Annotated in this window: 24 protein-coding genes; 10 read left to right on the top strand and 14 right to left on the bottom strand. The window is 65.3% G+C overall.

From position 1 onward, the window contains the following. Positions 1 to 200 precede the first annotated feature (200 nt). Positions 201 to 806 (top strand): GntR family transcriptional regulator, encoded by a 606-nt coding sequence (locus FM111_RS14755; RefSeq protein ID WP_087141679.1) that lies wholly within the window; start codon positions 201 to 203, stop codon positions 804 to 806. Here the strand turns inward: FM111_RS14755 and FM111_RS14750 are convergent. Genes FM111_RS14750 through bioB form a run of 6 tightly spaced genes read right to left on the bottom strand, consistent with a single transcriptional unit; the run spans position 803 to position 6191 of the window. Beyond that, positions 803 to 1546, bottom strand: coding sequence for a methyltransferase domain-containing protein (locus FM111_RS14750; RefSeq protein ID WP_087141678.1), 744 nt, complete (start codon positions 1544 to 1546; stop codon positions 803 to 805). The genes FM111_RS14755 and FM111_RS14750 overlap by 4 nt on opposite strands. Next, positions 1543 to 2169, bottom strand: coding sequence for a pimeloyl-ACP methyl esterase BioG family protein (locus tag FM111_RS14745; RefSeq protein ID WP_218779232.1), 627 nt, complete (start codon positions 2167 to 2169; stop codon positions 1543 to 1545). The genes FM111_RS14750 and FM111_RS14745 overlap by 4 nt, the downstream gene beginning before the upstream one ends. Next, positions 2157 to 3443, bottom strand: coding sequence for an adenosylmethionine--8-amino-7-oxononanoate transaminase (gene bioA / locus FM111_RS14740; RefSeq protein ID WP_087141677.1), 1287 nt, complete (start codon positions 3441 to 3443; stop codon positions 2157 to 2159). Before bioA ends, FM111_RS14745 begins: the two co-directional genes overlap by 13 nt. Further along, positions 3443 to 4063: a dethiobiotin synthase gene (gene bioD / locus FM111_RS14735; protein ID WP_087141676.1), complete on the bottom strand. Its 621-nt coding sequence runs from the start codon at positions 4061 to 4063 to the stop codon at positions 3443 to 3445. Before bioD ends, bioA begins: the two co-directional genes overlap by 1 nt. Beyond that, positions 4060 to 5196 carry an 8-amino-7-oxononanoate synthase gene (locus tag FM111_RS14730; RefSeq protein ID WP_218779231.1) on the bottom strand — a complete coding sequence of 379 codons (1137 nt, stop codon included), beginning with the start codon at positions 5194 to 5196 and terminating at the stop codon, positions 4060 to 4062. The genes bioD and FM111_RS14730 overlap by 4 nt, the downstream gene beginning before the upstream one ends. Next, a complete protein-coding gene (gene bioB, locus FM111_RS14725) occupies positions 5193 to 6191 on the bottom strand; it encodes a biotin synthase BioB (RefSeq protein ID WP_087141675.1) in 999 nt (332 codons plus the stop codon). The genes FM111_RS14730 and bioB overlap by 4 nt, the downstream gene beginning before the upstream one ends. Positions 6192 to 6526: 335 nt before the next feature. Between bioB and FM111_RS14720 the strand changes: the two genes are divergently transcribed. Continuing rightward, on the top strand, positions 6527 to 7153 hold the full coding sequence (locus FM111_RS14720) for a tyrosine-type recombinase/integrase (protein ID WP_087141674.1): 627 nt from the start codon (positions 6527 to 6529) through the stop codon (positions 7151 to 7153). A gap of 73 nt (positions 7154 to 7226) precedes the next feature. Here the strand turns inward: FM111_RS14720 and FM111_RS16270 are convergent, their stop codons facing one another. From FM111_RS16270 to FM111_RS14710, 3 genes are all read right to left on the bottom strand, one after another. After that, a complete protein-coding gene (locus FM111_RS16270; protein WP_143276139.1) occupies positions 7227 to 7604 on the bottom strand; it encodes a hypothetical protein in 378 nt (125 codons plus the stop codon). Between the two features lie 100 nt (positions 7605 to 7704). Continuing rightward, positions 7705 to 8088 carry a hypothetical protein gene (locus FM111_RS16265; protein ID WP_179205122.1) on the bottom strand — a complete coding sequence of 128 codons (384 nt, stop codon included), beginning with the start codon at positions 8086 to 8088 and terminating at the stop codon, positions 7705 to 7707. 267 nt (positions 8089 to 8355) lie between these two features. Then, positions 8356 to 9542 (bottom strand): IS3 family transposase gene (locus FM111_RS14710; RefSeq protein WP_143276137.1). Its coding sequence is split into 2 segments (ribosomal slippage): positions 8356 to 9281 and positions 9281 to 9542, totalling 1188 coding nucleotides; the frame shifts between segments, so codons are not numbered across the junction. Positions 9543 to 9579: 37 nt separating this feature from the next. Between FM111_RS14710 and FM111_RS16260 the strand changes: the two genes are divergently transcribed. Then, complete coding sequence (locus tag FM111_RS16260; RefSeq protein ID WP_143276136.1) at positions 9580 to 10449, top strand: hypothetical protein; 870 nt, start codon at positions 9580 to 9582, stop codon at positions 10447 to 10449. A gap of 22 nt (positions 10450 to 10471) precedes the next feature. Here the strand turns inward: FM111_RS16260 and FM111_RS14695 are convergent, their stop codons facing one another. Further along, on the bottom strand, positions 10472 to 10771 hold the full coding sequence (locus tag FM111_RS14695) for a hypothetical protein (RefSeq protein WP_087141669.1): 300 nt from the start codon (positions 10769 to 10771) through the stop codon (positions 10472 to 10474). A gap of 904 nt (positions 10772 to 11675) precedes the next feature. Here FM111_RS14695 and FM111_RS14690 point away from each other — a divergent pair. The 7 genes from FM111_RS14690 (at position 11676) to FM111_RS14660 (ending at position 21219) form a co-directional block, all read left to right on the top strand. Then, positions 11676 to 12890 carry an MFS transporter gene (locus FM111_RS14690; RefSeq protein ID WP_087141668.1) on the top strand — a complete coding sequence of 405 codons (1215 nt, stop codon included), beginning with the start codon at positions 11676 to 11678 and terminating at the stop codon, positions 12888 to 12890. Next, complete coding sequence (locus FM111_RS14685; RefSeq protein ID WP_087141667.1) at positions 12887 to 13288, top strand: DoxX family protein; 402 nt, start codon at positions 12887 to 12889, stop codon at positions 13286 to 13288. Before FM111_RS14690 ends, FM111_RS14685 begins: the two co-directional genes overlap by 4 nt. A gap of 90 nt (positions 13289 to 13378) precedes the next feature. Beyond that, on the top strand, positions 13379 to 14410 hold the full coding sequence (locus tag FM111_RS14680) for a cation diffusion facilitator family transporter (RefSeq protein WP_087141666.1): 1032 nt from the start codon (positions 13379 to 13381) through the stop codon (positions 14408 to 14410). 298 nt (positions 14411 to 14708) lie between these two features. Then, entirely contained in the window at positions 14709 to 15917 is a 1209-nt protein-coding gene (locus FM111_RS14675) for an efflux RND transporter periplasmic adaptor subunit (protein WP_179205121.1), read from the top strand. Then, a complete protein-coding gene (locus tag FM111_RS14670) occupies positions 15914 to 19087 on the top strand; it encodes an efflux RND transporter permease subunit (RefSeq protein ID WP_087141665.1) in 3174 nt (1057 codons plus the stop codon). The genes FM111_RS14675 and FM111_RS14670 overlap by 4 nt, the downstream gene beginning before the upstream one ends. Positions 19088 to 19282: 195 nt before the next feature. Next, positions 19283 to 20725: an efflux transporter outer membrane subunit gene (locus FM111_RS14665; protein ID WP_306299157.1), complete on the top strand. Its 1443-nt coding sequence runs from the start codon at positions 19283 to 19285 to the stop codon at positions 20723 to 20725. Between the two features lie 215 nt (positions 20726 to 20940). Then, positions 20941 to 21219, top strand: coding sequence for an ArsR/SmtB family transcription factor (locus FM111_RS14660; protein ID WP_444861017.1), 279 nt, complete (start codon positions 20941 to 20943; stop codon positions 21217 to 21219). Positions 21220 to 21341: 122 nt separating this feature from the next. Here the strand turns inward: FM111_RS14660 and copM are convergent, their stop codons facing one another. The 4 genes from copM to FM111_RS14640 all read right to left on the bottom strand — a co-directional run bounded on the left by copM (position 21342) and on the right by FM111_RS14640 (position 25169). Further along, on the bottom strand, positions 21342 to 21731 hold the full coding sequence (copM, locus tag FM111_RS14655; RefSeq protein WP_087141662.1) for a CopM family metallochaperone: 390 nt from the start codon (positions 21729 to 21731) through the stop codon (positions 21342 to 21344). Positions 21732 to 21750: 19 nt separating this feature from the next. Beyond that, positions 21751 to 21945 carry a heavy-metal-associated domain-containing protein gene (locus FM111_RS14650; RefSeq protein ID WP_087141661.1) on the bottom strand — a complete coding sequence of 65 codons (195 nt, stop codon included), beginning with the start codon at positions 21943 to 21945 and terminating at the stop codon, positions 21751 to 21753. 211 nt (positions 21946 to 22156) lie between these two features. Then, positions 22157 to 22606, bottom strand: a complete 450-nt coding sequence (cueR, locus tag FM111_RS14645) for a Cu(I)-responsive transcriptional regulator (protein ID WP_087141660.1) — start codon at positions 22604 to 22606, stop codon at positions 22157 to 22159. Between the two features lie 64 nt (positions 22607 to 22670). Beyond that, positions 22671 to 25169, bottom strand: coding sequence for a heavy metal translocating P-type ATPase (locus FM111_RS14640; protein WP_087141659.1), 2499 nt, complete (start codon positions 25167 to 25169; stop codon positions 22671 to 22673). Positions 25170 to 25369: the final 200 nt, after the last annotated feature.

The raw sequence follows: 25369 nt of genomic DNA, 5'->3' as shown, positions 1-25369 counted from the left end.
CTCAATCCAGCGGTTCAGTATGTCCGCTTCCGGGTCGGTCGCCCAAGTGGCGTCACGTCGCCCGAACCTGGCTCTAACTAGCGATCGAGGGTGTCCGGGCCCTGAGCTTGGGAAGTCGCTCGGCTTGCGCGGCCTGTGAAATCGTTGATAGACAGAGCTTTCTTGATTATAGATAATTAAACCTTCAGGACTGACCCGCCATCAAAAATCCCAGCGTTTCACCGGACGGCATCGCCGACGAGCTTCTGGTTCGGATCGTGCGCGGGGATCTCGCGCCGGACGCTAAGCTGCGACAGGACCATATCGCCGAGGAGTTTCAGGTCAGCCATGTGCCGGTACGCGAGGCGTTTCTGCGTCTGGTGGCCCGGGGGCTGGCGGTCAGCCGGCCGAATGTTGGGGTGCGGGTCGCGCCTCTGGATCAGGCGGCGCAACGCGAGGTGAAGCTGATGCGGGCGGCGCTGGAGCCGCTGGCCCTGCTGCACTCGGTGCCTAACCTGACCCAAGACGAGATCGGGCGGTTGGAGGCTCTGCGTCTGGTTTGCGATCAAGCGGATAACGTCTACGACTGGGAGGCGGCCAATCGCGCCTTCCATCTGGGGACCATGGCCGCCTGCGGCATGCCGCGCCTGCTGGAAGAGGTCGGCAATCTGCAACTGCACGGCTCGCGCCATATGCTGGTCCAGTACAAGGACCGGTGGAAGCCACGGCCTGATCATGACCACCACGCCCTGATGGCGGCGATCCGTACGCGCGACGTGAAGGCGGCGGTGGCCACTTTCGAGCGCCACCTTTCCAGAGCGGTCTAGGTCTTTCGGGCGATCAGCCAGGCAGGTTGATAGGTCAGAGGTACGCGGTCGGAGCGGCCAAAGCTCTGGTCGTAGGTCTGGCAGAAGGCTTCGAGATCGCGCCGGGTCCAAGGACGACTGGCGCGGCCGTTGACGCCCGTGTCCCGTAGATGACGCAGCATCTCGCGCGGTGAAGCGAACCACAGGGCGCGGCTATGCGACCCCGCTTCGTGGACGGTCCAGCGGGGCGGCAGCAGGTCAGCCATGGCGTCCGCCGACAACAGTGAGGGGGCGGCGGCCTGGCTGCCTAGAGCCTGAAGCTCGGGGAAGTGATAGGGACCGAAGCCTGTCAGGGCCAGCCAGCCGCCGGGTCTGACCGCATCGCACAGGCGCTGGATCAGGGTCTGCGGGTCGGCGATCCACTGAATCATCGAGGCCGAGATCGCCAGGTCGAGGTCGTCGGGCAGGGGCAGGGTCTCGATGTCGCCGGGGCGATAGTCGGCGGTCGGAGCGAAGGGCAGGGGCGCCGCCGCGAGGTCGTTCAGGTGCAGGGTCTCGATCGGCAGATGCTGCAACAGGAGACGGGTCAGTTGGCCCGTGCCGTATCCGGCCTCGAAGATACGGGCGAAGCGAGCGTCGGCGGCGTGATGCAGCAAGCGACGGGTCAGGCCTCGGGCGATCAGCTTCTGGACCAGGGCGCTGTCGTCATAGGTGGCGAAGCCGCGACGGAAGCTGCGCTGAACGCGAGCGGCTGCGTTCATGCTAGGAGGTCGCGCCAGTCGGTGAAGGCGGGGAAGGGGTTGTGGCCGGTTGCCAGCCAGCGCACGCGGTCCGCCTGATCGCGCCAGGCGGCTTCTAGGTTTTCAGGCGGGAAGATGCGGTCGGCCCGGGCCAACCAGAGGCGGTCAAAGCCGGGATCGGGGGCGGGGCCGCGGTCGATGACGGCGAGGAGTTCGTCTCTCAAGGCCGGGATGTCGGAGCTTTCTGGCGCTGGGCTGCCAGCGCGGCGGGCGAACTGGCGCAGGCTGGTCTCCGACAGGTTGTCGGCGGTCTGGCGCACCCGCTCGGGCGGGATGCCGAGCCGCTCGTCGCTGGGATGCAATGAGCCGCAGACCGCGACCTTGCGGTCGAACTTCAGGTCCGTCGAGGTTAGGGCATGGCCCGCCGCCGCGACGCCGAAGGAATAGGCGGTCAGACTGCGTCGGGCGTAGGGGCGCAGCGGCTCAAGGTCGAAGTCCAGGGTGCGGAAGTCGCTGAGTAGCAGGACGTCGGCTGAGCCGCTCAGATGGGCGAAGGGCGCGGCGCCCAGGGCCCAGCCGCTGAAGACGACGATCAGGCTCTCGGCGCCGTTTCGTTGTAGCCACTGGCTTCTCATGCGCGCCATCCGGCGATGTCCAGCATGGCGGAGGTGATGCGCGTCAGCTCGTCGGGCTCGGTCACATAGGGCGGCATGGCGTAGAGCAGGCGACCGAAGGGCCGCAGGAAGACGCCAGAGGTTTTTGCGAAGGCGTGGACGCGGGGCGTGTCCAGCGGGGCCTTCATCTCGAGCACGCCGATGGCGCCGAGGACGCGGACGTCCTGCACGCCCGCCAGCGACCGGGCCGGGGCCAGTTCGGACTTAAGCTGGCTCTCGATGCGGCGGACTTTTTCTCGCCAGCCGTCGCCCTGTAACAGGTCCAGGCTGGCGCTGGCGGCGGCGCAGGCCAGAGGATTGGCCATGAAGGTGGGGCCGTGCATCAGGACGCCGGGCGATCCGGACGAGATGGCCTCGGCCACCGCTTCGTGCGCCACGGTGGCGGCGAAGGTGATGTGGCCGCCGGTCAGGGCCTTGCCCAGACAGAGGATGTCGGGAGCGACGCCGACGAAATCCATGGCGAACATCCGGCCTGTGCGACCGAAGCCTGTGGCGATCTCGTCAAAGATCAGCAGGACGCAGTGCGCATCGCACAGGGCGCGCAGCCCGGTCAGATAGGCGGGGTGGTAGAAGCGCATCCCGCCTGCGCCTTGAACCACGGGCTCGAGGATGAAGGCGGCGATCCGGTCGCCGTGGTCCTGAAGCAGTTGCGCCACCTCGGACAGGCCGTTTCGGCTGGGGTCATCGTCCCAGTCGGCGTCGAAGGGGATGGGCGGGGCGGCGACGAAATGCTCGAGCTGCAGGGCGCGCCCATACTGGCCATGCATGCCGGTGTCGGGGTCGCACAGGCTCATCGCCTTCCAGGTGTCGCCGTGATAGCCGCCGCGTACGGTGGCGAAGGCGGTCCGGGCGGCAAAGCCGCGCGCCACCTGGGCCTGTAGCGCCATCTTCAGAGCCACCTCGACGGCCACCGAGCCGCTGTCGGAATAGAAGATGCGGTTCAGACCCTCGGGCAGTATCGCGACCAGTCGCCGCCCCAGATCGATGGCCGGAGCGTGGGTCAGGCCGCCGAACATGACGTGCGGCATGCGGTTGAGCTGGGCCGTCATGGCGGCGACGATCTGCGGGTGGCGATGGCCGTGGGTGGCGCACCACCAGGAGGACATGGCGTCGATCATGCGCGTGCCGTCCGCCAGGGTCAGCCAGACGTCCTCGGCCTCGACCACATGGTGAACCGGACCGGGCTCGCGCATTCCGGCATATGGGCGCCACAGGTGGCGGCGGTCGAACTGAAGCGCGTCCATCACAGGCGCTCGCGGATGGCCGCGACGTCGATGGCCTCGAAGGCGGCGGCCAGGGCGTCGGGGGTCAGGTCGGCGAGGAAGGGCAGGCGGCCCAGGTCGCGCACCTGGCCCATCTCGGCGATGGTGCGGCGGGTGTCGGCCATCTCGTCACCGACGAAGGCGACGCCTGCCACGGTGCAGCCCATGGAACGCAGGGCCACCAGCGACAGCAGGCTGTGGTTGATGGTGCCGAGGCTGGTGCGCGCGACCAGAACCACGGGAGCCCGCCAGGCGGCGATGACGTCGAGGAAGAGGTGCTGCCGTGTGAGCGGCACCATCAGCCCGCCGGCGCCTTCGATCACCAGCGGGCCTTCGACCGGGGGCGGGGTCAGGCGGGCGAGGTCGATCTCGACGCCTTCAGCTTCGGCGGACAGGTGGGGCGAGGCGGGCAGTTGCAGGCGGTAGGCCTCGGGTAGGACGAGGCGGCCCGACAGGTGGGCCACGGTCTCGCTGTCAGTGACTTCTTCCAGCCCGGACTGGACTGGCTTCCAATAGGTGGCGCGCAGCGCGCGGGTCAGCCCGGCGCTGAAGACGGTCTTGCCGATGCTGGTGTCGGTTCCGGTGACGATGACAGTGTTCATAGGTAGGCTGATCCGACGTCTGACAGGGTTTCAAACAGGCCCGTGACGGCGGCCTGATCCGCGGCGCCGGTGAGCGAGATGCGCAGCCGGGCTGTGCCCTTGGGCACCGTCGGCGGGCGGACCGCGCGCACGTCATAGCCGCGCGATTGCAGCGTCCGGGCCAGGGCCACGGCCTCGCCGTCGGCGCCGATGCGCACGGGCAGGATCTGGCTTTCGAAGCCGTGCAGCCCGCACAGGCGGCGGGCCTCAGCGTGGGCGTGGGCGATGCGCGTCCAGGCGCGCTCGCGGATGTCGGGGCGGTCACGCAGAGCTCTCAGGCTGGCGCGCACGATGGCGGCGTCCAGCGGCGAAGGGGCGGTGGCGAAGATGAAGGGGCGGGCCTTGTTGACCAGAGTCTCGATCAGCACCGCGTCGCCGCAGATCAGGGCCCCCACCGCCCCCAGTCCCTTGCCGCAGGTGTGCAGGGTCAGCAGGTTCGGGTCGTGCGGCTGGCTCAGTGCGCGACCTGCGCCGTGTGCGCCGAATAGGCCGGTGGCGTGGGCCTCGTCCACCACCAAGACGGCGTTGTGGCGACGCGCCAGGGTCGCGAGCTGATCCAGCGGCGCGAGATCGCCCTCCATGGAATAGAGGCTCTCGACGGCCAGCCAGACGCGGCCCGTTCCGCCCTTAGCACGCCAGGAAAGGATCTCGGCCTCGGCGGCGGCGACATGGTTGTGGGCGAAGGGGCGAGTGTCGGCTCGGCCCAGCCGCATCCCGTCATGGGCGCTGGCGTGGATCAGGGCGTCGTACAGGACCAGATCGCCCTGCATGGGCAGGGCGGAAAAAATCGCGTGATTGCCCTGAAAGCCGCCACCGAGGAACAGGGCGGCCTCGGCGCCGAAGAAGGCGGCGGCTTCGCGCTCGAGGGCTTCGTGTTCCGGGTGGTTGCCGCGCAGCAGCCGCGACCCCGACGAGCCCACCGGCACGCCCCGGTTCAGGGCGTCGAGCGCGGCCTGTTTCAGCAGGTCGGACCCGGCCAGCTCCAGATAGTCGTTGGAGGCGAAGTCGATGCCGACTGCTGGCGCCCGCGCCCGCAGCCGATCGCGCGCGGCCAGGGCGTCCAGGCCGACGCGATGGCGCGGGTGGGTGATCACGCGGCCTGCTCTTGGGGATGCTGCTGGGTCTGCCCCTGGGCGGGCTTGGAGCAGACCGGAGCGGCCTCGGCGTGCAGGTTCAGCTTGTTGAAGAGCAGGGCGTCCTTGTCCTCGCCGGGGTTGTCGGCGGTCAGCAGGGTGTCGCCGACAAAGATGGAGTTGGCGCCCGCGAAGAAGCACATGGCCTGAAGCTCGTCGCTCATTTCCGAACGTCCAGCCGACAGACGGACATAGGCGCGCGGCATCAGGATGCGGGCCGTGGCGATGGTGCGGACCATCTCGATGGGGTCCAGCGGGGCCATGTCGGCCATCGGCGTGCCCTTCATCGGCATCAGCATGTTGATCGGCACGGACTCCGGCGGCTCTTCCAGCGAGGCCAGGGTGCGCAGCATGTCGATGCGGTCGTCGGCGGTCTCGCCCATGCCGACGATGCCGCCGGAGCAGACGTTGATCCCCGCCGCGCGGACGCGGTCCAGGGTGTTCAGCCGGTCGGCGAAGGTGCGGCTGGTGATGACCTCGGAATAGTAGCGTTCCGAGGTGTCGATGTTGTGGTTGTAGTAGTCCAGACCCGCTGCCTGCAGCTTGGCCGCCTGATTGTCGCTGAGCATGCCCAGGGTCATGCAGGTCTCCAGACCCATGTCCTTGACGCCCCGGATCATGGCCAGGACGCCCGGCATGTCGCGCTCCTTGGGCGAGCGCCAGGCGGCGCCCATGCAGTAGCGCGTCGCGCCCGAGGCCTTGGCCTTGCGCGCCTCGTCCAGCACGCGCTGGACTTCCATCATCTTGGACGCCGACAGCCCCGAGTCGTAGCGCGACGACTGCGAGCAGTAGGAGCAGTCCTCGGGGCAGCCGCCGGTCTTGATGGACAGCAGCTTGGAGCACTGGATCGTGCTGGGCTCGAACTGGGCGCGGTGCACCGTGTGGGCGCGGTATAGCAGCTCCATGAATGGCGCGTTGTAGATCGCGCGGGTGTTCTGCTTGTCACTATCTATCATTTAAGCCCCCATCGCTGTCGCCGGAGTGTGCGCAGGCCAATAATAGATATTAAATGCTATGATTGGGCTACACGTTAATTATTATATATAATTATGCAGCCTTGGGGATGTGTCTGATCGTTGCCTCAGGGGGGATTGCTCGAGGTTCGGGGGCGTGCATAGACACCTGATTAGATGTGGCGCTCCCTCGGAAATGGATCTTGTGATGTCAGTCGGTTGTGAGCCCGAATGTCGCCTTTCTGGAGGGGCGGCATTGTCTGCAGCTGGCGCTGAGGAGATGCTAAGAGCGTAGACTGGCAACTGACACAGGGAGGCGACCTTAATGGAGGTTGGCCATGCGCCAGTCTGACCTGTTCATTCAACCCAAGCGGCCGTGGAATGCTGGCCGTCTCATCGGTCCCAAGGCGCCGCTCAAGCCGAAGCACATCTGGGCAATTCGGCAGCAGTTGAAGGTCGCGAGGAGGGTGCGCGACCTTGCGATGTTTAATTGCGCCCTGGACTCCAAGCTGCGGGCCTGTGACCTGGTTCGACTCCGGGTTAGCGATGTGGCGCCTAGCGGTGTGCTTCGGCAGCGCTCGATTGTCATTCAGCAGAAGACCGGAAGGCCTGTTCCTTTCGAAATCACGGAGCCTGCGCGCGACGCCATCGCCGCTTGGCTGTCGATCCGCGGACAGCGCGACGATGACTGGCTGTTTCCGAGCCGCAGCCGACCAGGTCAGCACATCGGCACCCGCCAGTACGCGCGGCTCGTTGATCGTTGGGTTCAGATGATCGACCTGGAACCGCAGGGTTACGGGACCCACAGCCTCAGGCGGACGAAGGTTTCGCTCGTTTACAAGAAGACCGGCAACCTCCGGGCATGTCAGCTCCTGCTCGGCCACAGGAAGCTGGAGAGCACCGTCAGATACCTCGGCATCGAAGTCGACGACGCCCTGGAAATGTCAGAACAGATAGATCTGTGACTCGCGACCGGGCCCGAAAGCGGGCCCGGTCATTGTCGCCTATGGGTGGAAAGCGGACGGAATGTTGGATCGTTTAGCGACTGGGGCGATCAGGCTTTTCTTCAAAGCTCCATCCGACGGTTCGGCCCTCTGCATTAAGGTACACATCCACAAGATCGCCATTCGTTGGCGTGCGTTGCATGTGCGCACACGGATTATCGACGGACACATAGAAGATCACTTCGACGGGCTCCGATGGTAACTGACCCATCCGAAGCGCACGTGGTTGCACGAGCGCCGCGCGGCGCGTCGATGTCTCAAGAGCGCCGTCATCGGGGATGATCCCGATCACCTCACCGTGGAACCGCGTCGAGAACTCTGATGGCGGGATAAAAATCGGCGGGTCACAATAGACCGCTTGAAAATCTGACGTCTGCGCCACCAAGACAATCAAAGCTGCTGCTATCGACACTGCATCCACCTTCTACGGGGCCACAGGCTACATCCTCTCCGAAGGACTGCAACGGGTCGTGAACTGAAGTTCGCTTAAGGGTGGTTAGCGGACCCGATGGTCAGCCAGAAAGCAAGCGATAAGTGGCGTGGCTTTCGATCCATTCACCCTGACGCCGATCTTTCCAGACCTTCGGCTCGGGAGTGAAATCGCACAGTTCGACGTGCACGGTCTCGGTCGGCTCCCATTTCGCATCGGCATACCGAAGCTGGAGCACGACCGTCGAACCAGACAGGCTTTCGCCACTGATTGGTTCGTCGAGCTGGACCACGACGGCACGCGATCCATTCTGACCCGGTATGAACTGGCTCACTGTGCCAAGAACCAATGCTCGACCGGCCAGCCAAGCGGGATCGGGTTCATAGCCGCCGCCAAGCTGCAAACGGTCCCCAATAGTCAGGCTATCTTGGGTCGACATCGGGCGACATTGGATTGCTGTGCTCATGTCCGCAATGGGTCGTGAACCGAAGTTCGCTTATGGGTGGCAAGCGGACATTCCGAACGACCGCAATGAGTCATTATATCGACTTGCTAAAAAGAAATCGTAACGCGGATCATAATTTATCAATAAGCGACCGAAGGCGTCGCAACAGGGGAGTCGTGACGTCCTGGGCCGCTGCTTTCTTGCAGGGAAGCCTGGAGGGAGCCCCTGGCGGGAATGTTCCTGAGCTTTAGCGAAGGACCGGTGCCGGTCTGACGTGCCTCTAAGTTTTCATCCAGCGGCGACCAGAGTCCTTGGGTTAGTTACGCCTCGCAGCGTGGGGTGAGCAACAGGCCGGGCCGCGCAGCTTTCATCCTGCGCAGCGGGTCGGCCTGTTGCGGTCAGACTGGCGGCAAAAGCCTCCGGGGTGAGGTAGCCGATCGACGAGTGCGGCCGGCGCGTGTTGTAGTCCAGCGCCCAGGCAGCGACCTTTTGGCGGGCGTGATCCAGACTAAAGAACAGGCTCTCGTTGAGCAGTTCGTCGCGCATCCGGCCGTTGAAGGATTCCACAAACCCGTTCTGGGTCGGCTTGCCGGGCGCGATGTAGTGCCAGTCGACGCCATGATCCTGCGCCCATGCCAGGATGGCCGTGGACGTGAACTCTGTGCCGTTGTCGCTGACGATCATGGCGGGACGACCCCGCCGAGCGATCAGCGCGGTCAGCTCACGCGCGACGCGGCGTCCCGAGATCGAGGTGTCGGGGATCGCCGCCAGGCACTCGCGGGTGACGTCATCGACCACGTTGAGAATGCGGAAGCGGCGGCCCGTGGCGAACTGGTCGTGCACAAAATCCAGCGACCAGCGGGCGTTCGGCCGGGCCTCGACCAGGATCGGCGCCCGAGTGCCGATAGCCCGACGACGTGAGCGGCGCTTGCGCACCGTCAGGCCTTCCTCGCGATAGAGCCGGTAGATCCGGTTCTTGCCCGAGGCCTCGCCCTCACGCCGCAGCAGCACGAACAGCCGACGATAGCCGAACCGTCGCCGCTCCACAGCCAGCGCGCGCAGCCGCTCCCGCAGCGCCGTGTCCGGCTGACGGCAAGACCGATAGCGCACCGACTTGCGGTCGGCCTTGATGATGGAGCAGGCCCGCCGTTCGCTGACGCCGAACGCCGCCTTCAGATGGGCGACAGCCTGGCGCATCGCCGCGGGCCCTACCACTTTTTTGAAAGCAGATCGTTCAACGCCGCCTTGTCGAGCATGGCGTCGGCCAAAAGCCGCTTCAGCTTGCCATTCTCGTCTTCCAGGGCCCGCAGGCGCTGGGCGTCCGACACGCTCATCCCGCCGAACTTGGCTTTCCAGGCGTAGATCGTGCCCTCAGACACCCCGTGCTTACGCGCCAGCTCGCCCGCTTTGGCGCCGGCCTCGTTCTCCCGCAGAATCCCGATGATCTGCTCTTCCGTGAATCTCGCTCGTTTCATTTCGTCCGTCCTTTCAAGGGCCGGACTCTAGCTCCGCGTGGAGGAAATTCTCAGGGGCACGTCAGGGGCGTCCGGCTTTGCCGCCAATCTCATCAACGACAATCTGAATACGCTGGGTGCGGAAAAGGAGCGGCTCGCCCGAGACGTTCGCGCCGGACCCGCCAGGGCGGTGACCGACCTGACCCCCGGTAATCTCGTCGCGCGAGTTGGGACGCTTCTGGATAACCTGGGCGACGCGTTGAATGGTCCAGAGCGTGATGCCGCTCGAGCACGAGACATTATCCGGAGTTTGATCACCCAGGTGACGGTCACGCCCTATGATCCGGAAGGGAAACGGCCGGATGGTCGGGGTGCGGGGGCTGTGCGCGTCCAGATCGAAGGTGAAGTCAGCCGCCTTGTTGATCGCGCCATGCTTAATCGGAAGATCATGCATGACCGTGGTGCCGAGGACATGCATGATCTTCCGATCGCCACCTTCCGCTTCGAGGTCATCCTGGATCGCAGTCTGTCGATCGAGCAGGAAGGGCTCTGGGAGGATGTCGCGTGCATCGGCAGGCTGATGGATGATGCGGATCGACCTGTTTTTTATCAGGAAATGATCCAGGCGATGAATGACCGGGGACGTCCGGTCGATGCAGCGGAAGCGGACGTTGATGAAACACGCGCACGGATCGCACTAGCGCAACTGCGTCGCGATAAATGGGCGAGAGCGATTCGGCTGGGGGGCACGCACGGATGGGTCTGGAGCGACCGCAGCATCTCCGATGCCGAATGGCGAGAGCGCTACGAGCAAAGTCTTCTGGCGCCAGAGCCGATTGACGGCGTCTCGGCGTCGGGATCGATCGGCGTCATTCGTCTTTCAGAGCCCGATGCCGGCGTCGTGCTCATCGGTAGAAACAGCAGTTGAGCGGCCGTCATCCGTCGGCCGTTTATTCGATCACCGGCATGCCCTTGAAGATCGCCGGCGGCGGCGGGCCGTCGGTCCAGTGCCAGGTCTCGCGGGTGCGCATCAACTCCTGCGTGACCTGGGCCGGGACGGCTGGGATGTCGACCGGCGTCAGGGCATAGGTGCCTGACGGGGCCAGGTTCAGCCGGAACCGGTGCGGGAAGCCGTCGAAGCGCACTTCGATCACCATGTCGCGGACCATGCCGTCGGGGATGACGATCTGTTCGGCCAAGATCGCGCCGCCATGCGCCGTGCCAGGATCGATGGTCGTCGTCTCCAGCATGGTTCGACCTAGGGTAGAGATGGTCTGGCGCAGACGCCGCTGGATGTGGTCGTGCGACGCCTGAAGTTGCCCCGAAGCACTGCGGTAGGCGATGTCGTGGCGGCGGGGGTGGTCCTACCACGCCGCCAGCAGAAGTGCGGATGATCCCCTTCTTGGTGAAGTTGGCGGAAGCGCTAGATATTCATCCTGCACAATTGTTCGATTGAATAGCGGCTTTTGACTCATTGCGGCGGTTGCCGAGGTCCGCTTTCGGGCAAGGCGTCGCTCAACTCCAAACGCGCAGGTCTGACGCGTTGCGGGGCTTCCACTTTCGGGCTGCGTCACAAACGTGAACTGAGTTGCAATCGCCCATTGGCGGAATTTTGGCGCTATCTTTCGGTCATAACGACCTTGGATATATCTCTGAACCTATCCGGGCCCTGGGAAAGGTCGCCTTCGAGCGTAGGTGCGGCCTTCATCGATTCCTCTGGCTGGGACTCTGGTGTCCACAACGCTGGTCACCAGCGCATCGGCGCATTTGTCGCTAATACTTTACACGCTGAAGGAGGATCTTAGCCGTTGAATGACCGTGTCTGGTCCTATCGGTGAAACGTTCTTCGCGGGCTGTTGTTCGCCGTTCGGAAGGGCGCGTTTGCGGCGGCGCTAAATGGAGGCAGGGGAGGGATTGACCTGCCTAGGGTTGGAAACTCCATTTCTCTTTGGATGTCATAAAGGGAGTGGTTCCAATGGCCTCCTTCGTCGCCCTACGGCCAAAGGCCGACGGGTTTTCACCGCTAGGCGCTTCCGTTCCTGTTTGCATCGAGCGCTCGACGTCTGCGTCAGGCGGCGGCCTTGTTGAACCAGCGCGCGGGGCGGCTGTCGCACCCTCCCTGCCTGGACGCGGCGCACCGACGGCGTCACGGACATGATCGGCAAGAGCATGTGGATGTTTGATGAAGCACGTCGGCCGGTTCTGATCCTTGGCGTCGCCCAGGCCCTGTACCTGTCTGCGGTCTCAGTGATCTTCACCTTTTCGGGGCTGGTCGGCGCGACGCTCGCGCCGACCCCGAGTCTGGCGACCCTGCCTGTCGCGCTCATCACCGTGGTCACCGCCGTCACGACCATTCCCGCGTCGCTCCTGATGGCGCGGATCGGTCGTCGCGCCGGGTTCCAGATCGGCGCCTTCGCCGGCGCTGCGGGCGCAGGCCTGGCGGCCTGGGGGATCGCCGGCGACGACTTCGTTCTGTTCTGTCTCGGCAACGCCTTGATGGGGGCCTTTCAGGCTTCGGCCATGTACTACCGTTTCGCCGCCGCGGATCTCGCCGCGCCGGACTTCCGGTCCAGGGCCGTCTCCTGGGTCCTGGCCGGCGGCGTCGCCGCCGCCCTGATCGGCCCCGAGATCGCCGCGCGCACCCGCACGCTGGCGCCGGCCACGGACTATATGGGCGCCTATATTGCCGCCGCTCTGCTCGCGCTCCTCTCGATCGCTCTACTGGCGGCCTTGCGGGCGCCGTCGCCCGTGGTTGAGACGCAGGCGGACGCGGGCGGTCGTCCGCTGCTGACGATCATGCGCCAGCCCGTCTTTCTCGTCGCGGCGCTCAACGCCGCCCTGGCCTATGTCGTGATGAGCTTTGTGATGACCGCTTCTCCGCTCGCCGTGGTCGCAGCGGGCTACGGGGTCGATGCGGCTGCAGGCGTCACGCGTTGGCATCTCATCGGCATGTTTGCGCCATCCTTCTTCACGGGCGGGTTGATCGCCCGCTTCGGCGTGCGACGCATTTTGGTCGCCGGCGTCCTCCTGTCGGTCGCAAGCCTTGCGATCGCTCTTAGCGGTTCGGCCCTTCCAGGGTTCCAGGCGTCGTTGTTGCTCCTCGGGATCGGTTGGAACTTCCTGTTCATTGGGGGAACGACGCTCCTGACCGAGGCCTATTCGCCCGCAGAGCGCGCCCGGACCCAGGCCGCCAACGAGCTTCTCGTGTTCGGCGCGACAGCGGTGGCGACCCTGGCGGCCGGCGCGGTCCAGACCGGCCAGGGTTGGGCGGTCGTCAATATCATCGCCTTCCCGGCGCTGTTGGTCGCGGGCCTCGCCACGGTCTGGTTCTCGGCGCGACGTCGCAATGCAGGGGCTGAAGGGGCATGACCCAGTGGCCCGCTAACTACCGAAACCTTGCACTGTGGACCCTGCAGGGCTGGCTAGCGATGTTCTTCCTGGCCGCCGGTTACGCCAAGCTGACCGAGCCCATGAACATGCTGGTCATACTTCTGTCATGGCCTGCCCATGCTTCGTTGGAAATGGTCCGCGCCCTCGGGGCGGCGGAGGTTTTGTTGGCTATCTCGGTGCTGGCGCCCCTGTTCTCCCGGTCTTTGGGACGTCCCGTGCTTGTTTTGGCGGCGATGGTGATGCTGGCGCTGGAGACGGCAATGTTGGTGATCCATGTCGTCTATTTCGAGTGGGGGCATGTGGCGACCAACCTGGCCTTGATCCTCATCACCACCACTGTCTTCATGCAGCGGACGCGCGAAACGTCGACGGGTTGAGCGCCAGGGCAGGGAGGCTCAGATCGGTTTGACAGATGACACATGAATAGATATTCATGTGTCAGTTTTATTCCTTCTCCAGGGCATTCCATGTCGCACGCACATCAGGGTCATGGCCACGTGGGTCATGATCACTCGGGCCACGATCATGATCACACGCCGACCGTCACCCGGGACAATGAGCGCAAGGTCCTTCTGTCCTTTGCCCTGATATTCACCTTCATGATCGTCGAGGTCGTTGGCGGGCTGATCTCGGGCTCTTTGGCGCTGCTGGCGGACGCCGGTCATATGCTGACCGATGCAGCTGCGCTCGGCCTGGCCTATCTGGCCTTCCGCTTCGGCCGGCGCTTGGCCGATTCCCGGCGGACCTTCGGCTACCTCCGCTTCGAAGTGGTCGCCGGCTTCATCAACGCCATTACGCTTTTCGCCATTGTCGCCTGGATCGTCTACGAGGCCTGGCAGCGCTTTCAGGAGCCTTCAGTGGTTCTGGCCGGGCCGATGCTGGCCGTCGCTGTCGCAGGACTGCTGGTCAATGTCCTGGTCTTCTGGATCCTGACCCGTGGGGACGCCGAACACGTCAACATCAAAGGCGCGGCCCTGCATGTGATGGGCGATCTTCTGGGATCGGTCGGCGCGGTCGCTGCAGCCATCATCATCTCGCTTACCGGCTGGACGCCTATCGACCCGATCCTGTCGGTGGTCGTGTCCCTGCTTATCCTCGGCAGCGCCTGGAAACTGCTCGGCAAGTCCTTGCATATCCTGCTGGAAGGAGCGCCTGACGACGCGGCGCCGGAGGCGATCATTAAGCGCGCGAAGGAGGTGGTTCCAGGCGTCGCCGACATCAGCCACGTCCACGTCTGGTCCATCACGTCGGGACGCACGCTGGCGACCCTTCATGTACGACCTGCGGCGGATGAGGATGCGCGGACCGTGGTGCAGGCGGTGGAGCGGCTGTTGAAGGCCGAGTTCAACATAGAGCATCCGACGATCGCGGTGGACTGGAACGAAGGGAGCGTCGCTTGCAGTCTCTCGTCCGAACCTGCGCCGTCCGGTCATCCGCCGCATGCCGATCATGGGCACGAAGACCATGGGCCAGGTGCGTGCGGATCGCCGGGTCACTGACCCGACGTACGGAGTCGGCGCTTTCCGTCGGCCGTAACAGTTGCCGCTGATTGACGCTTGGCGTCGAACCCCGGGTAGGCCGAGCAGGCCGACCGCGGGGTTTTTCTTTAGCGTGCGGCCATCGCTCAGGTCGCTTCAAGCCGGTCTCGTCGCGGGTAAACCGACGCCGACGCCGATCGAAAAACGGGCCCAGGGCAGGCTTGACCTTACAAGGGTTGTAGCCGGCACCAAACGCGGATCAGCAGGAGCGCCCCCCGGCATTGGGCCGGATTTTGCGGCCTCCTCGGGATCGGAACGAATGCGAATATCGAAGAAGGCAGCGGTGGTCGTCGCAGGCGGCCTGCTGGTTGGCGGCGGCCTGATTTACGTAGCCCAGGAGAAGCCAGGTCAGGGCGCAGCTGCCGCCGCCGCGCCGGGAGCGCCGACGGTGCCGGTCGCCCAGGCCGTCACCCGCGAAATCGCCCCGGTAGCCGATTTCACCGGCAGCCTGGCGTCACCGGAAACAGTGGAACTGAGGCCTCAGGTCGGTGGGCCGATTCAGAGCGTGAGCGTACCCGAGGGCGGATTCGTGCGTCGTGGGCAGCTGTTGTTCCAGTTGGATCCCCGACCATTCCAGGTCGCGCTCGACGCCGCCCAGGCCCAACTTCGGCAGGCAGAGGTCCAGTTGATCCAGGCCGAAGCGGATCTCGTCCGCGCGGAACGCTTGGCGCCCAATGGCGCCGTCTCGGCGCGAACCTTGGAGACGGCCCGATCGACGCAACGTGAACGGCAGGCGCAGGTCCAGGCGGCCCGCGCAGCCGTGAACGCGGCGCGTCTGGACCTCTCGTACGCCCGTGTCACGGCGCCCATCAGCGGTCGTGTCGACCGCATTATGACGACCCAGGGCAATGTGGCGACGGCGGGCGTGACCGTGCTGACGACGATTGTCTCGGTCGACCCGCTTCAGGTCTATTTCGATATCGACGAAGCGACCTATCTGGACTTCGTCGCCCGGGCTCGCCCGGACAGCGCCGGGCGTACGACGGCGAAGCTGCCGGTGCGTATCGGTCTGATGAACGAAGAGGGCTATCCCCATACGGGCATGCTCGACTTCATCGGGGCGCAGATCAATCGCGGTACGGGTACGGTGCGAGCGCGCGCCGTGATCGCCAACCCCGATGGGCGGCTGGCGCCGGGCCTGTTCGCGCGGATCCGACTGGACACCGCCGCCCCGCGTCAGGCGGTGCTGATCGACGACCAGGCCGTCGGCACGGACCAGGGCCAGACCTATGTCCTGATCCTAGGGGCAGGGAACAAGGTCGAGTATCGCCCGGTCACCCTTGGCCGGATCGTGGACGGGCTCCGCGTGGTGGAGAGCGGGCTGCAGTCCGGTGAGACGATCGTCATCAAGGGGTTGGTGCGGCCCGGCATGCAGGTCACGCCGCAGCGCACGTCCATGCAGCCCCCCGCCGCAGCCGCTGCGCCGACCGCAAGCGCGGCGACGCCCGCAGCGGAGGCGGCGCGATGAAGTTTCCTCGCTTTTTCATCGACCGCCCGATCTTCGCGGTCGTGCTTTCCGTGCTGATGCTGATCGCCGGCGGGCTCGCCCTGCTGCGCCTGCCGCTCAGCGAATACCCCGCCGTGACTCCGCCCATGGTTCAGGTGACCGCCGCCTATCCGGGGGCCAGCCCTGACGTCGTCGCCGAGACCGTGGCCGCGCCCCTCGAGCAGGCCATCAACGGCGTCGAGAACATGCTCTACATGAGCTCCCAGGCGTCCAGCGACGGGCGGATGTCGATCAGCATATCGTTCAAACAGGGGACGGATCCGGACCTCGCGCAGATCCAGGTGCAGAACCGGGTGGCGCGCGCCCTGCCACGCCTTCCGCCTGAAGTGCAGCAGATGGGGGTGGTCACGGACAAGACCTCTCCCGATGTCCTGATGGTGGTGCATATGCGCGCCACGGACAAGCGCTACGACCCGCTCCACGTCTCCAACTATGCGGCCCTCAACGTCCGGGATGAACTGGCGCGCCTGCCCGGCGTGGCTAATGTCCTCATCAGCGGGGTGGGGGAGTACGCCATGCGCGTCTGGCTGGACCCGGCCAAGGTCGCGGCCATGGGGCTTACGGCCAGCGATGTCGTCGCCGCCATCCGTGAGCAAAACGTTCAGGTGGCCGCCGGTTCGGTCGGCCAGCAGCCCGATGCGCGCTCGGCTTACCAGATTTCCGTCAACGCCCTCGGGCGACTGACCACGGTGGAACAGTTTGGCGACATCGTCGTCAAGGCTGGCGCCGACGGTCAAACCGTCAAGCTGAGCGACGTGGCGCGGATCGAGCTGGGTTCGGACGCCTACACCATGCGCAGCCTGTTGAACGGTCAACCCGCCGTGGCGATGCAGATCCTGCAAAGCCCAGGCGCCAATGCGTTGGACGGTTCCAAGGCCGTGCGAGCGACCATGGAGCGGCTCAAGACCGATTTCCCCGAAGGCCTGACATATGAGATCGCCTATGATCCGACGATCTTCGTGCGCGCCTCCCTGAAGTCTGTAGCCGTGACCCTGCTTGAGGCGACCCTGCTGGTGGTTCTGGTGGTGGTGCTCTTCCTGCAGAGCTGGCGGGCGTCCATCATTCCCCTGGTCGCCGTGCCCATCTCTCTGGTGGGCACGCTGGCCATGATGCACCTGTTCGGCTTCTCGCTGAACACCCTGTCGCTGTTCGGTCTGGTGCTCTCGATCGGCATCGTCGTCGATGACGCCATCGTGGTCGTCGAGAATGTCGAACGGCACATCGCCCTGGGCAAGTCGCCCAAGGAGGCGGCGCGCGCGGCCATGGACGAGGTGACGGGGCCGATCCTGGCCATCACGGCCGTGCTGGCGGCGGTCTTCATTCCGTCCGCCTTCCTGTCTGGCCTGCAGGGCGAGTTCTATCGCCAGTTCGCCCTGACCATCGCCATCTCGACCATCCTCTCAGCGATCAATTCGCTGACGCTTTCGCCGGCCCTGGCCGCTGTTCTGCTTCGTCCTCACCACGGCGATGCGAAGCGCGACCGACTGACCCGCCTGATTGATCGCCTGTTCGGCGGTTTCTTCTCGCGCTTCAACCGCTTCTTCGACAGGTCGTCCGAGCGCTATGTCTGGTCGGTACGTCGGGCTGTTCGCGCCAGCGGCGTGGTCGGCATCCTCTATCTGGGCTTCCTCGGTCTGACCTGGCTAGGCTTTCATCAGGTGCCGGCCGGCTTCCTGCCGATGCAGGACAAGTATTTCCTGGTGGGCGTCGCCCAGCTTCCGACCGGCGCATCGCTTGACCGGACGGAGGCTGTCGTCAAACGGATGTCGGACACGGCCATGGCCGAGCCGGGCGTCGAGAGCGTGGTCGCCTTCCCAGGGCTCTCGCCCAACGGCGGGGCCAACCTGCCCAACTCTGCACTAATGTTTATCATGCTCGATGACTTCGACGAGCGCACAACGCCCGAGCTTTCAGCCAACGCCATCGCCGGCAAGCTGATGGGCAAGTTCAACCAGATTCCCGATGGGTTCGTGGGGGTGTTCCCGCCGCCGCCTGTTCCGGGGCTCGGCGCCCTCGGCGGGTTCAAGCTTCAGATCGAGGATCGCGCAGGTCTGGGCTATCAGGCGCTCGCCCAGGCTCAAGGGGCGGTCATGGCCAAGGCCATGCAGGCGCCGGAACTGGCCGGCATGCTAGCCAGCTTCCAGACCAACGCTCCGCAGGTTCAGGTCAATGTGGATCGCATCAAGGCCAAGGCTCAGGGTGTGGCCCTGTCCGCCGTCTTCGAGACGATGCAGATCAATCTTGGGTCCATCTACGTCAACGACTTCAATCGCTTTGGTCGAACCTATCGCGTGATGGTGCAGGCCGACGCCCCCTTCCGCGAACAGGCGGAGGACATCGGTCAGCTGAAGGTGCGCAACGACGCCGGAGAAATGATCCCGCTCTCGGCTCTGGTCACTGTCACTCGCAGCACGGGACCGGATCGGGTCATGCACTACAACGGCTATCCGTCGGCCGACATCAGCGGCAGTCCGGCGCCGGGCTATTCCTCCGGTCAGGCTACTGCGGCGATCGAGAAAATTCTCGAGGAAACCCTGCCGCCCGGCATGACCTATGAGTGGACCGATCTGACCTTCCAGGAGAAACAGGGCGGCAATACCGCCATGTTCGTCTTCCCGTTGGCGGTGCTGCTGGCCTTCCTCATCCTGGCCGCCCAGTACAACAGCTGGTCGTTGCCTCTGGCTGTCCTGCTGATCGCGCCGATGGCCCTCTTGTCCGCCATCGTGGGCGTCTGGCTCTCGGGAGGAGACAACAACATCTTCACCCAGATCGGTTTTGTGGTTCTCGTCGGTCTGGCCGCCAAGAACGCGATCCTGATCGTGGAGTTTGCGCGGGCTAGAGAAGACGAAGGCGTCGATCCGTTCAACGCCGTGCTTGAGGCGGCGCGGCTTCGCCTCCGACCGATCCTCATGACTTCGCTCGCCTTCATCGCCGGGGTCGTACCCCTGGTGCTGGCTTCAGGCGCGGGTGCGGAGATGCGCCAAGCCATGGGGGTGGCGGTCTTCGCCGGCATGATCGGCGTGACGATCTTCGGTCTGATCCTGACGCCGGTCTTCTACGTCGCCGTTCGCCGCTTCGCGACGCGCGGGAAGGCTCGCGCTGTGTCGGCGTCAGCGCCCGCGCCGGACTGATTCCTAGAACGTCTAACGGCCCCCATCCGTCGCCGCCTGGTCGGCGGCGGATGGTCAGGCTTCACCCCAATTCAAAGGACCGCCATGCTTGCTGATTTCCTTGCCGCCTCATCGCGAAGCGGCTTCCTGCGCTCCAGGCCATCACGTCGCGGAGCCGATGCTCAGCCCTCGAGGCTGTTGGGTCACGCTGTAGCCTTGACGGCCTTCGCCCTGTTGGGCGGCTGCGCCCTGTCGCCGGCCTACCAGCACCCTCAGACGCCCGTAGCCAATGTCTACCCGACAGGGGGCGCATACGGCCTTGCCGCTCCCGCTTCCCAGTACGGCGCGGCGGCCGACATCGGCTGGCGCGACTTCTTCCGAGACCCGATCCTGCGTGCCCTGATCGAGAGCGCCCTCGACAACAACCGTGATATCCAGATCGCCGCGCTCAACGTCGAGACGGCGCGAGCGACCTATCGCGTGCGGCGCGCTGACTTGATGCCGCAGGTGGACGGCGTCGCGACATCGACATCACAGCGCACCCCAAGCGATATCGCGTCACCCGGAACGCCGGAGATCACCCGCGCCTACCAGGCGTCCGGCGCCGTCTCAGCCTGGGAGCTCGACCTGTGGGGACGCATCCGCAGCCTGAACGATCAGGCGCTAGCCGCCTATCTGGCTCAGGAGGAGACACGATTGTCGGCCCAGCTCTCGCTCATAGGCGAGGTCGCCAACGCCTATCTGACGCTGCGCGCCGACCAGGCGATGCTGCGTCTGGCCGAGGAAACTGTCGAGACTCAAACACGCGCCTTCGCCCTGACCCGCGAGCGGGCCGAGGTCGGCGAGGCCGGGCGGATCGACATGCATCAGGCCGAAGCCGCCCTGCGCGGCGCTGAGGCGGATCGCGCCGCCTATCAGCGGCAGGCGGCGCGCGACCGCAATGCTCTGGTTCTTCTTCTGGGGCGCCCGCTCACGCCGGAGCTGAGCGCAAGCCTGGATGGGGCGGTCACCATGCCGGACGGACTGGCTATGGCCGATCTGCCGCCCGGCCTGCCGTCAGACCTGCTCATCCGTCGCCCGGATATCCGGGCGGCGGAACAGGAGCTGATGGCGGCGAACGCCAACATCGGCGCGGCGCGCGCGGCCTTCTTCCCGACCGTCAGCCTGACCGGATCGATCGGTTCGGCCAGCAGCGATCTCGACAACCTCTTTTCGTCCGGGGCGCGGGCGTGGAACTTCGCGCCCCAGGTCACCGCGCCGCTCTTCAAGGGTGGGGCTCTGCGCGCCAACCTCGATCGCGCGCATCTGCTCAAGCAGATCGAGGTCGCCCGCTACGAGCGGACGGTTCAGGTCGCCTTCCGCGAAGTGGCGGACGGACTGGCGGGGCAAGGGACGTTCAATGACCAGATCCACTCGGAGAGGCTGAGGGTCGAGGCGAGCCAGACGACCTACGACCTGGCCGAGCAACGCTTCCGAGAGGGCGAGGACAGCTATCTCGTCGTCCTGGACGCCCAGCGAACCCTCTATGGCTCGCAGCAGGGGCTGATCCGTGCGCGCCTGATGCGCCTGAGCAATCTCGTCGATCTGTACAAGGCCCTCGGCGGCGGGTGGACGGAAGGGGCCGCGACTGCGGCCCGCCCTGTCGAATCTGAAACCTGAGGACAGTCAGGACCGGCCGCTCGCTGTTGCGGGCGGCGGCCGGTTCTGGCGTCTGTTTCCAGTGTGCCAAGGCTGGTGAACCCGGGATGATGCTCTATGTATGAAGACATCGTCATGCATCATATCCATCACGCCTGAGCGCCCGGCCCATGTCCCACGCCGCTTCACCGTCCGCGTCTCCGTCGGAACCAGGGTCTCTCTCGCCGGGCCAACTGGTGCTGTTGGCGGAAACCTTTCGATTGCTGGGCGACCCGACGCGCCTGCGCATCCTCATGTACTGCCTGAACCAGCCGAGAGCCGTGGGCGACATCGCCGGGAGCCTGGGCTTGTCGCAGACCCTGGTCAGTCATCACCTGCGCCTCCTGCGGGGCGCGCGCCTGATGCGCGGCGTGCGGCAGTCGCGGCAGATCTTCTACGAAGTCGCCGACAGCCACGTGAGCGACGTCCTGACCGACATGGCCCGCCACATCCAGGAAGACCACGCCGAGGACTGAGGGCGCGCTTCCGGTCTCCAGCCTCAAGAACCTCAAGACCTGGGCCTCATGCAGAAAGGCGCGCCGACATGCGGCGCGCCCGAAGTTGGAGCAGTGACGAGGGCAGGTGTCTGGCGTCGGGCCTAGTTCTCCCGTTGGGCCAGCCAGGCCTTCATCATCGCGATTTCGCCTTCCTGGGCGGTGATGACGTTTCGGGCGAGGGCGTTCACCTCGGGGTCCTTACCGTGCTCGAGCGCGACCCTGGCCATGTCTATGGCACCCTGGTGGTGAGGGATCATGCCGCGCATGAAGTCGGCATCGGCATCGCCGGTGAATTCGATGGCCATGTCGGCGTGCATGCGGTCGTTGGCGGCCTGGTAGGCGGCGGCAACGGGGTCGCTTGAGCGCACGGCGGCCGCGTGATGAGAACTGTCCATGTCGGAAGGGGCTTCTTTCTGGCTGGAAGGAGAGCGGGTGAGGAAGAGGACGGCGACGAGGGCGCCGACTATGAAGATGAGCGGAAGGGTTCGCATGGCGACGGCGCCTTCCAGGCTAGAGGAGGCGGGCGGTGTAGCCGTCGTCGGCGAGCGCCCTGATCACGGCATCGGCGTCGGCGGTCGTGTCCAGGCTGATCCGGCGCGCCACGGTGTCAGCCTCGATCCTGGCGTTCGGGTCGATGGCGGCGATGGCCAGGGTGACGTGTTTGACGAACGATCCGCATGTCATGTCGTCGATTTGAAACTGCATGCAGGCTCTCCTTCCGAGTAGGTGATGGGAAGAGGCATGCCCCTTCCAACGCTTGGCGGGTCAAGCGTTGGATCGGAGGGAATTACGCTCTCCAGGAGGTGCATTCGCCCGGCCTGTCGCCGTCGGAGTGGGCGCGCTGGCGCCGGACGTCGTGGCTGTGGAAGGTTGTGCTTTCTGCCGCAGTCCCTTGAGGCGTCGGCGCGGTCTTGTCTCACTGCATGGGCCGGGCGACGGCGCCGCGGCGAGGCTGGATGGACCGGTCCTCATCCTTGGCTCCGGTTTCCAGGCTTTGCAGGATGGGGCAGTGAGGGCGGTGGTCGCCGTGGCAGGCGTTCGCGAGCATGGTCAGGGTATGAGCCATGTCCTGGAGGCCCTTGATCTTCGTTTCCAGTCCGCGGATGTGGCCCTGCGCCATGCGCTTGACCTCGGCGCTTTGCCGGGTCTCGTCGCGCCACAGGCCGAGGAGATCGCTGATCTCGGCGACTGAGAACCCGAGGTCGCGGGCGCGTCGGACGAAACGCAGCATATAGACGTCGGTGTCGGAGTAGTCGCGGTAGCCAGAGGCCTTGCGATCGGCAGCGGGAATGAGGCCAGTCTGCTCGTAGTAGCGGATCATCTTGGCGGAAACGCCAGAGGCCGTCGAAGCCTGTCCAATATTCATGGGTAGTCTCCCTGGAAGGGTGCGGCAGTCGGCCCGAAGGTCGGGTCGACCGCCGCACGGTTTGTCAGTGGGGCGCCTTGAACGAGCGCAGTCGCAGCGCATTGCCGAGCACGAAGACGCTCGACAGGGCCATGGCGCCGGCGGCGAAGACCGGCGACAGCAGGACACCGTAGGCCGGGTAGAGCAGGCCTGCTGCGACGGGGATCAGGGCGGCGTTGTAGGCGAAGGCCCAGAACAGGTTTTGCTGGATATTGCCTATGGTTGCTTTCGACAGGGCGATCGCATTGGGCACGCCCTGCAGGCTGCCCGACATCAGGACGACGTCCGCCGCCTCGATGGCGATGTCCGTGCCCGAGCCGATGGCGAGGCCCACGTCGGCCTCCGCCAGAGCGGGGGCGTCATTGATGCCGTCGCCGACGAAGGCGACCTTGCCGTAACTGGCCCTGAGACGACGAACCGCCTCGACCTTGCCGTCGGGCAGGACCTCCGCCACCACCTCGTCGATGCCCAGTCGGGCGGCAATGGCCTTGGCCGTGCGGGCGTTGTCGCCGGTGATCATCGCGACTTTGAGACCCAGATCGTGCAGGGCCTTGATGGCTGCCGGCGTGGCCGCCTTGACCGGGTCGGCCACGGCGATGATCGTCGCGAGCTTGCCGTCGATCGCGGCGTACAGGGGCGACTTGCCTTCGTCGCCCAGGCGTTCGGCGACCTTGGCGAAGGCGGTCACGTCAAGCCCGAGGTCGACCATGTACCGGTCGGCGCCGATCTCGATGCGCTGGCCGTTGACCATGGCCCTGACGCCGAAACCGGTCACGGATTCGAAGTCTGACACGGCCAGCAAGGGCAGGCCTTCCTCGGCGGCGGCCTCCACGATCGCGCTGGCGATCGGGTGCTCCGACCGGGCTTCGACGGCGGCGACGAGGCCCAGGACCCTGGTCCGGTCGAATCCGGCCGCCAGTTCCAGGTCGGTCAGGGCCGGCTTGCCTTCGGTCAAGGTGCCGGTCTTGTCGACCGCCACGACCTTGGCGTCCTTGAGCAGCTGGAGGGCTTCACCCTTGCGGAAGAGCACGCCCAGCTCGGCACCGCGACCGGTGCCGACCATGATGGAGGTCGGGGTCGCCAGACCCATGGCGCAGGGGCAGGCGATGATCAGGACGGCGACGGCGTTGACCAGGGCGAATGTCAGGGCGGGCGAGGGGCCGAAGAAGAGCCAGGCCGCAAAGGTTAGCGCCGCGATGAGGAAGACCGCCGGCACGAACCACATGGTCACCTTGTCGACCAGGGCCTGGATTGGCAGTTTGGAGCCTTGGGCCTCCTCGACCATGCGGATGATCTGTGAGAGCACGGTGTCGCCGCCGACCGCTGTGGCGCGGAAAGCAAACGTGCCCTTCTGGTTGACGGTGCCGCCGACAATCGCGCTGCCCGGTGATTTCGAGACCGGTACAGGTTCGCCGGTGATCATCGACTCGTCGACATAGCTGGCGCCTTCGGTCACTTCGCCATCGACCGGCAGGCGTTCACCGGGACGGACCTCGATGATATCACCGGAGATCACCGCACTGATCGGCAGGTCGACCGTCTGACCGTCGCGACGGACGCGGGCGGTCTTGGCCTGAAGTCCGGCTAGCCGCTTGATCGCTTCGGAGGTCCGACCCTTGGCGCGGGCCTCGAGCAGACGACCGAGCAGGATTAGCGTCACGATGACCGCAGCGGCTTCAAAATAGACGTTGATCGTGCCGGGCGGGAGGACGCCGGGCGTGAAGGTCGCGACCAGGGAATAGCCGTAGGCGGCCAGCGAACCGACAGCCACGAGCGAGTTCATGTCCGGGGCCAGACGCCACAGCGCCGGCAGCCCTTTCTTGTAGAAGCGGATGCCCGGAATGAAGAGCACCAGCGTGGTCAGGACGAACTGGATGTACCAGTTGTTCTGCATGCCGATGGTCGCCTCGATGAGGCCGTGCACGCCCGGAATGAGGTGCGATCCCATCTCCAGGAGGAAGACCGGCAAGGTGAGCGCCGCCGCGATGGTGAAGTCGCGGGTCAGTTCGCGGCGTTCCGCATCCTTCTTTTCGGCGCGTTCAGCGTTCTCGTCGCCATTGCTGGCGGACTGGCCGACCAGCCTGGCCTCGTATCCTGCGTCCTTGACGGCGGAGATCAGGATCGCCGCGTCGACGCTTCCCTGGATCGTGGCCCGCTCCGTCGCCAGATTGACGACCGCGCCGGTAACGCCGGGCGTCGCCTTCAGGGCGCGTTCGATGCGACCGACGCAGGAGGCGCAGGTCATGCCTTCGATCGAAAGCTCTGTCACGCCAGCCGCGCCTGAGGCTTGGTCAGGCACCGCATAGCCGGAGTTTTCGACGGCTTTGACAAGAGCGGCGCGGGCGACGTTTGCATTCGTCGTGATGCTGGCCCGTTCCGTCGCCAGATTGACCGAGACGGTTTCGACACCGGGAACGCCCTTCAGCGCTTTCTCGATACGACCAACGCAGGAGGCGCAGGTCATGCCCTCGATAGGGAGCGATATCGCTCCGGAGAAGTCTGTTGCTCGAACGGGGGCATTCATAGCCGCCTCCTTTTCTCGTTCCGAATTTCAAGTTCGGACGGAGGCTGAGGCTTCCAACCATGGGAAGGTCAATACCCGTTTTTCTCTCTTGGATTCCCTTGACCCTGACAAGGTTGGAAGCCTCAGCTTGAGCAACATGAGACCTAGAAAAGGAGAGATCTCATGGAACTCCGAATAGAGAGCATGACTTGCGGGGGGTG

Source organism: Brevundimonas diminuta 3F5N, assembly GCF_900163625.1.
GTDB classification, from domain to species: domain Bacteria; phylum Pseudomonadota; class Alphaproteobacteria; order Caulobacterales; family Caulobacteraceae; genus Brevundimonas; species Brevundimonas diminuta_A.
The sequence above is the reverse complement of the archived record's forward strand: the minus strand, read 5'-3'. Positions and strand labels throughout refer to the sequence as shown.

What these genes read in the sequence shown, in the direction of transcription:
- FM111_RS14750 (WP_087141678.1), bottom strand. Translation starts at nt 1,546, where the DNA reads ATGAACGCAGCCGCTCGCGTTCAGCGCAGCTTCCGTCGCGGCTTCGCC.
- FM111_RS14745 (WP_218779232.1), bottom strand. Translation starts at nt 2,169, where the DNA reads ATGGCGCGCATGAGAAGCCAGTGGCTACAACGAAACGGCGCCGAGAGC.
- bioA (WP_087141677.1), bottom strand. Translation starts at nt 3,443, where the DNA reads ATGGACGCGCTTCAGTTCGACCGCCGCCACCTGTGGCGCCCATATGCC.
- bioD (WP_087141676.1), bottom strand. Translation starts at nt 4,063, where the DNA reads ATGAACACTGTCATCGTCACCGGAACCGACACCAGCATCGGCAAGACC.
- bioB (WP_087141675.1), bottom strand. Translation starts at nt 6,191, where the DNA reads ATGATAGATAGTGACAAGCAGAACACCCGCGCGATCTACAACGCGCCA.
- FM111_RS14720 (WP_087141674.1), top strand. Translation starts at nt 6,527, where the DNA reads ATGCGCCAGTCTGACCTGTTCATTCAACCCAAGCGGCCGTGGAATGCT.
- FM111_RS16265 (WP_179205122.1), bottom strand. Translation starts at nt 8,088, where the DNA reads ATGAGCACAGCAATCCAATGTCGCCCGATGTCGACCCAAGATAGCCTG.
- FM111_RS14695 (WP_087141669.1), bottom strand. Translation starts at nt 10,771, where the DNA reads ATGCTGGAGACGACGACCATCGATCCTGGCACGGCGCATGGCGGCGCG.
- FM111_RS14690 (WP_087141668.1), top strand. Translation starts at nt 11,676, where the DNA reads ATGATCGGCAAGAGCATGTGGATGTTTGATGAAGCACGTCGGCCGGTT.
- FM111_RS14685 (WP_087141667.1), top strand. Translation starts at nt 12,887, where the DNA reads ATGACCCAGTGGCCCGCTAACTACCGAAACCTTGCACTGTGGACCCTG.
- FM111_RS14680 (WP_087141666.1), top strand. Translation starts at nt 13,379, where the DNA reads ATGTCGCACGCACATCAGGGTCATGGCCACGTGGGTCATGATCACTCG.
- FM111_RS14675 (WP_179205121.1), top strand. Translation starts at nt 14,709, where the DNA reads ATGCGAATATCGAAGAAGGCAGCGGTGGTCGTCGCAGGCGGCCTGCTG.
- FM111_RS14670 (WP_087141665.1), top strand. Translation starts at nt 15,914, where the DNA reads ATGAAGTTTCCTCGCTTTTTCATCGACCGCCCGATCTTCGCGGTCGTG.
- copM (WP_087141662.1), bottom strand. Translation starts at nt 21,731, where the DNA reads ATGCGAACCCTTCCGCTCATCTTCATAGTCGGCGCCCTCGTCGCCGTC.
- FM111_RS14650 (WP_087141661.1), bottom strand. Translation starts at nt 21,945, where the DNA reads ATGCAGTTTCAAATCGACGACATGACATGCGGATCGTTCGTCAAACAC.
- cueR (WP_087141660.1), bottom strand. Translation starts at nt 22,606, where the DNA reads ATGAATATTGGACAGGCTTCGACGGCCTCTGGCGTTTCCGCCAAGATG.
- FM111_RS14640 (WP_087141659.1), bottom strand. Translation starts at nt 25,169, where the DNA reads ATGAATGCCCCCGTTCGAGCAACAGACTTCTCCGGAGCGATATCGCTC.